Annotated in this window: 7 protein-coding genes and 1 pseudogene; all 8 read left to right on the plus strand. The window is 68.6% G+C overall.

Annotation, left to right across the window (positions count from 1 at the left end; translation table 11 throughout):
- Nucleotides 1-670 (plus strand): type VII secretion-associated protein (locus SACPADRAFT_RS0222485; RefSeq protein WP_007025959.1); only part of this gene is annotated, 670 nt, incomplete at its 5' end.
- Between the two features lie 242 nt (nucleotides 671-912).
- A complete protein-coding gene (locus SACPADRAFT_RS0222490; RefSeq protein ID WP_007025958.1) occupies nucleotides 913-1230 on the plus strand; it encodes a WXG100 family type VII secretion target in 318 nt (105 codons plus the stop codon).
- A gap of 54 nt (nucleotides 1231-1284) precedes the next feature.
- A complete protein-coding gene (locus SACPADRAFT_RS0222495; protein ID WP_007025957.1) occupies nucleotides 1285-1572 on the plus strand; it encodes a WXG100 family type VII secretion target in 288 nt (95 codons plus the stop codon).
- 417 nt (nucleotides 1573-1989) lie between these two features.
- Nucleotides 1990-2442, plus strand: a complete 453-nt coding sequence (rplM, locus tag SACPADRAFT_RS0222500) for a 50S ribosomal protein L13 (protein ID WP_007025956.1) — start codon at nucleotides 1990-1992, stop codon at nucleotides 2440-2442.
- A gap of 14 nt (nucleotides 2443-2456) precedes the next feature.
- Nucleotides 2457-2927: a 30S ribosomal protein S9 gene (rpsI, locus tag SACPADRAFT_RS0222505; protein ID WP_028662685.1), complete on the plus strand. Its 471-nt coding sequence runs from the start codon at nucleotides 2457-2459 to the stop codon at nucleotides 2925-2927.
- Between the two features lie 323 nt (nucleotides 2928-3250).
- Complete coding sequence (glmM, locus tag SACPADRAFT_RS0222510) at nucleotides 3251-4585, plus strand: phosphoglucosamine mutase (protein WP_007025954.1); 1335 nt, start codon at nucleotides 3251-3253, stop codon at nucleotides 4583-4585.
- Nucleotides 4586-4760: 175 nt separating this feature from the next.
- Entirely contained in the window at nucleotides 4761-5066 is a 306-nt protein-coding gene (locus SACPADRAFT_RS0222515; protein ID WP_007025953.1) for a WXG100 family type VII secretion target, read from the plus strand.
- A 4-nt stretch (nucleotides 5067-5070) separates the two neighbouring features.
- Nucleotides 5071-6445, plus strand: a pseudogene (locus SACPADRAFT_RS29320) (hypothetical protein); the annotation flags it as partial.

Consider the following 6445-nt stretch of genomic DNA (forward strand, 5'->3'; position numbering starts at 1 on the left):
CGGGGCCCCGGTGCCGCGGGGCGTGGTCGCTCCGCAGGCCGGTCCGCCGGTCGACCCGGTGGCAGCGCCCCTGCCGACGCGCCCGTCCCGTTCCGGTCCCCGGCGGAAGATCCTGGTGGTGACCCTGTTCGTCGTGGTCGCCGCCGTCACCGCGGCGCTGGTGGTCACCCTGGGCGGCAACAACCCGGCGACCCGCGGGCGTCCGGCTGTGACCGGCACACCGGGTGACACGCAACCGCGGGGGCGCACGTATGCGCAGTTCTCCTACCGGTTCGTCGCCCCCGAGGGGTGGGTCCAGACCGTCGACGACGTCGCGGAGCGGCAGGTCGTGATCAAGCCGGAGTCGGCGCGCTCCGCGGAGGACGACGATCTCATCGCGGTCCAGGAGTTCGTGCTCACCTTCGACGGCGGTGCCGAGCGGGAACAGTTGGCCCGCGAACTGCGTCGGATGACCGCGTCCGACGAGTTCACCGGTTTCGACCCGGAGCACCGGTTCGCGGGCGAACAGGTCATCCACTACCGACAGCACAAGCCGGCGGCGACGGTCGACTGGTACGTCCTGGCCCAGGGCACTGCGCAGGTGAGCATCGGATGCCAGGTGGCGCGGCGCCGAGGCGAGGTCCGCGCTGCGTGCGAGCAGGTGGTCCGAACCCTCGACATCACCAACTGACCACCCCGGAGAACCGTCGGCGCAGACCTCCGGCCGCCCGCGCGTCCGGGTAGGGGTGGCGCATTTCGCGGGCGGAACGTGGTGCGGCCGCGCCGGCGCGGCCGCCGTGCGGCCCGGGGCGTTCGCGCGAGCAACGACTTCGGGTATTGCCGCGACAGTGCGGAACCGGCCGTGGCACTGTCTGCGTCGTAGCGCCGGTACGAACCAGTACGGCACCATCACGAGCGAAGGGGGTACTCCCGATGGCAGGCGGTTTCACCGGGACACCGGAACAGTTCCAGCAGGCGTACCAGGACGTTGACCAGATCAAGGGTCAGATGGACCAGAACCTGAACACCCTGCGGAACAACATCGAGGCTACGCAGGCGGGCTGGCAGGGCGAGGCCGCCAAGGCCTTCCAGAACGTGATGAACGCCTTCGACGAGAAGACGCGGAAGCTGAACGAGGCGCTCGGCAACATCGGTGAGCTCCTCCAGCAGTCGGGTGTCAAGTACCAGCAGGCGGAAGAGGAGCAGAACTCCGCCATCAGCAACATCGGCAACACGCTCGGCGGACTCTGATCCGCGCCGCTTTCCGACACTCTCCGACGAAATCAGCACTGAACGGGAGGAACAATGCCGAACGGCATCGTTGTTGACTACGCGACCATCCACACGGCCGCCGAGGACTGCAACAAGACGGGCTCCGAGCTGGACGCGCTGTTCGAGGACCTCAAGTCCCGGCTGGCTCCGCTGGTGGACTCCTGGTCCGGTGAGGCCATGGAGGCCTGGCAGCAGTGCCAGAACGAGTGGAACCAGTCGCTGGACGAGATGAAGCAGGTGCTCGCGCAGATCGCGACCGCGCTGCCGCAGATCGCCGACGGTTACCAGGCGACGGACAAGGGCATCCAGGGCATGTTCTGATCGCCCTCCATGTGCTTGCGCGTGACCGGGCCCGCCCCCGTGGGGGACGGGCCCGGTTTGTCGTGGTGGCTGGAGTCGGGATCTGACGCGCTGTAAGCGTGCCGTGACCGTTCGGGTTCCGGGTGGTGCGGGGGCTCAGCGGGCGCGTCGTGACGAGCCGGTCGCTCTCGCGGCCCGTCTCCGTGCCGGAGGTGGCCCGTGTCGGTGTTCGTCGTGTCGGTGTCGCCCGGTCTGCGGCCCGTTCCCGGGGGTCCGGGTCCGGGACTGCGCACGGGGGCTATGATGGGGAGTTGCTGCCGACCCCGCGTTCACCCACCGCACGGCAACCGGGTATCTTCACGTGTTGTTGTGCGTGCAGGAGCGGCACGCGCGAAGCCCGCACGGACCTGACAAGCAAGTTGACGACGAGGTAGACCCTTGCCCACGTACAGCCCAAAGCCCGGCGATGTCACTCGTGCCTGGCACGTGATCGACGCCGAGGATGTCGTGCTCGGCCGGCTCGCGACCGAGGTCGCGACGCTGCTGCGCGGCAAGCACAAGCCCACCTACGCCCCGCACGTGGACACCGGTGACTTCGTCATCATCGTCAACGCTGACAAGGTGGCGCTCACCGGCAACAAGCGCGAGCAGAAGTTCGCCTACCGGCACAGTGGCTACCCCGGTGGCCTGCGTAAGCAGTCGTTCGGCGAACTGCTCGACTCCCGGCCCGTGCGCCTGGTCGAGAAGGTCGTGAAGGGTATGCTCCCGAAGAACAAGCTCGGCCGTGCCCAGGCCAAGAAGCTCAAGGTCTACGCCGGGCCGGACCACCCGCACGCCGCGCAGAAGCCGCAGCCGCACGAGATCACCAAGATCGCTCAGGTGACCCAGTGAGTGAGGAACAGTTCGTGACCAGCACCGAGACCGAGACCGCCTTCGACGCGGTCGTGACCACCGAGACGGCGGCCGCGCCGAAACCGTCTCGTGCCGCTGGGGGCACCGCGCAGACGGTGGGCCGTCGTAAGGAGGCGGTCGTCCGTGTGCGGATGGTGCCGGGTAGCGGCCAGTTCAAGTTGAACGGGAAGAGCCTCGAGGACTACTTCCCGAACAAGGTTCACCAGCAGCTGATCCGCGAGCCGCTGAACACGGTCGAGAAGCCCGAGTCGTTCGACATCGTGGCGACCCTCGACGGCGGCGGGCCGTCCGGGCAGGCCGGTGCGCTGCGCCTCGCCATCGCGCGCGCACTCGCCGAAATCGACGGGGACGACCGGCCCGCGCTCAAGAAGGCAGGCTTCCTGACGCGCGACGCGCGCGAGATCGAGCGGAAGAAGTACGGCCTGAAGAAGGCCCGCAAGGCGCCGCAGTACAGCAAGCGCTGACGCGCACGACAACCGAGTCGAGCGCCCACCCGACAACCGGGGTGGGCGCTCGACTCATTTCCGGGCCCGGTCGCCCCGTCGGACGCACGGCGCGTCCCGTCCGACGGGGCGGTGGAGGTGACGACATTTCGCGGGCGAACTGTCGTCACCTCCACGGTGAGCCCCTCGCAGATCCAGCCCCCCGGGGGGTCGTCGGGTCGGGGGAACCGCATTCAGCCCGCGGAACGCGGTGTGTGGCCGACCGGGGTTCGGGCGGGCATCGTGGGGTGGCTAGGTTGTTGCGGTCGGGTCGCAGGTGCACGTGATTGACGGAGGTCGACGACATGGCTCGCCTTTTCGGTACGGACGGGGTCCGGGGCCTCGCCAACGACGAACTCACCCCCGAGTTGGCGTTGGCGGTGTCGGCCAGCGCCGCCCGCGTCCTCGCCGAGCACGACCGCTCCCACCGGCCGGTTGCGGTCGTCGGTCGGGACCCCCGGGCCAGCGGGGAAATGCTGGAGGCGGCGGTGGTGGCGGGGCTCACCTCCGCGGGCGCCGATGTCCTCCGAGCCGGGGTACTGCCCACACCGGCCGTGGCCTACCTCGTCGGTGACCTCGATGTCGACCTCGGCGTGATGATCTCCGCCTCGCACAACCCGATGGCCGACAACGGCATCAAACTCTTCGGCGACGGCGGGCACAAGCTCCCGGACGGTATCGAGGACGAGATCACCGACGGTCTCAACGCCGCCACGACCCGGCCGACCGGCGCCCAGATCGGCCGCGTGTCCGACGTGGAGGACGCTCTCGACCGGTACGTCGCGCACCTGCTCGCGGCCACACCGGCTTCGCTCACCGGGTTGCGCGTCGTCGTGGACTGCGCCAACGGCGCGTCATCGTTCGCGGCGCCCGAGGCGTACCGCAAGGCGGGTGCCGAAGTGATCGCGGTGAACGCCGACCCCGACGGGGTGAACATCAACGACAACTGCGGTTCGACCCACCCGGAGTCGCTGCGCGCCGCCGTCGTCCAGCACGGTGCCGACCTCGGCATCGCCCACGACGGTGACGCCGACCGGTGCCTGGCCGTGGACTCCGGAGGCGAGCTCGTCGACGGCGATCAGATCATGGCCGTGCTGGCCGTCGGCATGGCCAAGGCCGGCGAATTGGCGGACACCACGCTGGTCGCCACGGTGATGAGTAACCTCGGTCTGCACCTCGCGATGCGGGAGCAGGGTATTACGGTGCGCAGCACCGCCGTCGGGGACCGGTACGTGCTGGAGGAATTGCGCGCGGGCGGCTACTCGCTCGGCGGCGAACAGTCGGGCCACGTCGTCCTGCCCGGATACGCCACCACCGGGGACGGCCTGCTCACCGCACTGCGCCTGATGAGCCGCGTCGCGGAGACGGGCGACCCGCTGCGCGAGTTGGCAGGGGTCATGCGCCGCCTGCCCCAGGTGCTGGTGAACGTGCCGGTGACGGACAAGACCACCGTGACGGGTTCGCCCACCGTGAAGGAGGCGGTCGACTCGGTCGAGACCGAACTCGGCGAGACGGGCCGAGTCCTGCTGCGGCCCTCGGGCACCGAACAACTCGTCCGGGTCATGGTCGAGGCCCCGGACGCCGAGACTGCCCAGGTCGCGGCCGACCGGCTGGCCGGGGTCGTCTCGTCGGTCTGCTGAGCCGGACCGCGTTCCGCCCGCGAAACGCGGTACACCACACCGGCCGCGGATCGTGCGGAACGCTCCACGGCGGAGTGGTCGGCTCGGTAGATTGGTTCCGCCACGACGGCACCGGTCGCTTCGGGTGTGCGTCGTAGTCGACACGGTCAACATGCGAGCGATCTGAGGGGGCCTTGTGGCAGGTGGGCAGACCGTCGACCCGGGAAAGTTGGACGCTGCCGGCTCGGCGTACGGCAAGGAGGGCGGCGAGCTCACGAACGCCGGCTCGAAGATCGAGACCGGAGTGTCCGAGGCGCAGGTTGGGAAGGCGTGGTCCGAGGTCGCCTCCCGCTACAGCGACGTGATCGCCAAGTACCGCGATTCCGTGAACAGCTACGGGAACAAGGTCACCGATCTCGGGGGCAAACTCGCCGAGGCCGCGAAGTCCTACGAGCAGGGTGAAGCGGTCAGCCGCGAAATGATCGCCTCGAAGGAGGTGTGAGCGCGTGTCGATCCTCGGTCCGGCCGCCGTTCGAGAGTTGGCGAACGAGCGGTTCACCCCGCAACAGTTCGATGAGATGCGGGCGGCGCTCGACGACCCCCATGTGTCCCGGCAGGACAAGCAGAACTTCCTGTATGCGTTGTCCAATGCCGGCAGGCTGAGCGAGGACGAAGCCGTCAAGTATTCCGCCGAGGTGGGGGCGGATGCGTCGGACGTGATAGACGGTGGAGAGGCTCCTCTCGAAAACCTGGACAATGCTGACGTGAGCTTCCCCGGTGCCCGCGCCGACCGGGCTGAGGGACGGGTCAGCGACGCGCGTAACACCCTGAACCAGGGAGGCTTCTCGACCTCGGACGAGATCGTCGACGAGGCGGCGGTCGTGGTGAAACTGTTCGAGGAGTTCCACCCGCGCTATACGGAGGCGAGTGCGCTCGTCGGTGCGGGGCCGAACGGTGGGCAGGAGGCACAGAACTACGAGCCGGTCTCCCTGGATCCGGGCGCGGCCACCGGCGAGGGCGCGGGCGGGGGGCCGTCCGCGGGGTATTCGCACAGTGGCCTCGACCCGCAGAGCATTCGTCGAGGGCTGGACGAGTTTCGGGGTATCGACTTCGGCGCCTTCCACGCGGATGCCGACATGCTCTCGACGGCATATGACGCCGTCGGTGGCGCGACCGAGGCACTCAACTCGGCGTGGAAGAGCAACACGGGGGACTGGACCGGTGATGCGAAGGCCGCGGCGGAACAGGCGAATCAGCGTCTGGCGAACGGTGCCGGGGACCTCTCCCAGGCCCTGAAAAACGCCCCCGACACCATCACCCACAGCATCGACGAAGGCGTACAGCGCAACGTCGTCAACTATGCCCAGCGGGTGCTGCAGGTCTACGGCAACGGAACCGTCGCGGAACTGACCCCGTCGCAGGTCGACGACCTGATCGCGGCGAGGAAGAAGTTGCCTTCAGCCATTCAGGAAGTCGAGCAGAAGTATCAGGAGCTCCAGAACAGAAGTTTCGGCGACCGCCTGTTGGACGCTGTGCTCTTCGCTGGGCCGAGCCTTCCAGTTGCGGTTCTCGGGATGACCTTTGCGGAGGAGATCACTGAGGACAATATCGGGTCCGAGCTCGAGAAGATGAAGAGCGCTCTCGCAGAGACCGAGACCCGACTGGGCGAGTTCTGCGGCATGTATCAGCAGAAAGCCACCGAGTTCCACGGGCACGGCCAGTCCTTCGTCGCGGCGATCAGTGAGTGCTATTCGGCGTTGATCGAGTCGTTGGGCGAGGGCCTCGACCCGGATCCCTTCGCGGAGCCGGACACGGCGGGGCAGGGCGTGCAACAGCCCGGCGCCGCCGCGGGCGGGGCTCCCGGGCCTGGCGCGGGCAGCG

Source organism: Saccharomonospora iraqiensis subsp. paurometabolica YIM 90007, from assembly GCF_000231035.2.
In the GTDB taxonomy this organism is placed as follows: Bacteria; Actinomycetota; Actinomycetes; order Mycobacteriales; family Pseudonocardiaceae; genus Saccharomonospora; species Saccharomonospora paurometabolica.

Bases quoted from the DNA above. Each gene is read 5' to 3' on its own strand.
- glmM (WP_007025954.1), top strand. From the start codon at position 3,251: ATGGCTCGCCTTTTCGGTACGGACGGGGTCCGGGGCCTCGCCAACGAC.
- SACPADRAFT_RS0222495 (WP_007025957.1), top strand. From the start codon at position 1,285: ATGCCGAACGGCATCGTTGTTGACTACGCGACCATCCACACGGCCGCC.
- SACPADRAFT_RS0222490 (WP_007025958.1), top strand. From the start codon at position 913: ATGGCAGGCGGTTTCACCGGGACACCGGAACAGTTCCAGCAGGCGTAC.